At 25.6% G+C, this 1,513-nt stretch carries 1 protein-coding gene; it reads left to right on the plus strand.

The window, feature by feature from the left end:
- The coding region (locus BT993_RS06765) for an autotransporter domain-containing protein (protein ID WP_143604310.1) at window positions 1-1,513 on the plus strand (1,513 nt) is incomplete at both ends.

The following is a 1,513-nucleotide window of genomic DNA, read 5'->3' on the forward strand; positions in this document are numbered from 1 at the left end:
AATAAAATCAATGGACAATGTAACTGGCACATTAGATAGTAGTATAGGAGATAATGATACATTAAGACTAATAGGAAATGGAGAAGTAAAAGATAAGAATAAATTTAAGGACTTTGAAAAGATAAATCTACAAAACTCTAATTGGACATTTAGTAATGATGAATATAAAGTACATAATGAAATATTAGTTGAAAATGCAACCCTAAATATTAATAAAGCTACATTAGAAACTAAAAACTTTGTTAATGATAAAACATCAACAATAAATGCACTAGAAAACTCTAAAGTAGAAGTAACAGATAAATTTACTAATAAAGGAACAATAAGTTTCTTAAAGAATAAAAAAGAAACAGACATATTTGACATTAAAGGAAACTATGATGGAGAACATGGAAAACTATTAATGAGAACATATATAGAAAAGAATAAATCAGATATGCTTAAAATAGATGGTACTGTAACAGGTAAAACAGGAATAGAGATATCAAATCCTAATTCAACATTAAGCAAAAGATTTAAGGGTAAACTAAAACTAATAGAAACAAAAGACTCAACACAAGATGCCTTTAACTTATTAAACCCAGAACATGGAATATATAGATATAAGCTAGAACTAGAAAATAATAATTGGTATTTAACACAAAACTATAATAAGTCAGTATTAGGTATAATAACAAATTCAATGGATAAGATAAGAAATGAATATAATCTTACATATCATGACCATAATAAAATAGAAGATAGTAAAAATGATAGATTATGGACTAAAGTAAGTAATATAACAAGTAATAATATATTAGTAGATGATAAGGGAGATAAAATAAATGTAGATAGTAATACAACTAATATATTTATGGGATATGATATAGATGAAAGAAATGTTAAAGATAATAGATATAGATATGGTGTATTTGGAAATATAATGTATGATAGGGCAAAAACAAGAGATGAAAATAAGATAGGAAATAGTGGAATATTTGGATTAGGTGTATATGGTACATGGAATAATAAACACTTTTATACAGATAGTTGGTTAAATTATACATATTCTCAGAACATATTAGAAACAAAAGATAGATTAAGTTATGGTATACATGGAATAAAGGCATCAGTAGAAGTAGGAACAGGTGGAGATATGTATGTAGGTAAGAGTAGAATACATGCAAACTTATATGAGCAATTAATATATAGTTATATAACAAATCCAAATGTTGATGATATAAAGAGTTTAAACAATTCAAATTTAAGGTCAAGACTTGGTACAAATATAGCGATGTATACAGATATTAGTAATGTAAATCCATATGTGGAGTTTAATTGGAATTATGATGTTAATTTAGCAGGAGTTAAGGTATCTGATGCAGGATATTATTATAATGCAAATAAGAATACATTTGAGTTAAAGTGGGGCTTAAGAGATGTAAACTTAAATAATAAATTAAGTGTATGGTTAAATGTTGCACATAGATTTAATGAAGTTGGTTATAGAGCTAATGGAGTAGATTTAGGATTA

The organism is Streptobacillus ratti (assembly GCF_001891165.1).
GTDB classification, from domain to species: domain Bacteria; phylum Fusobacteriota; class Fusobacteriia; order Fusobacteriales; family Leptotrichiaceae; genus Streptobacillus; species Streptobacillus ratti.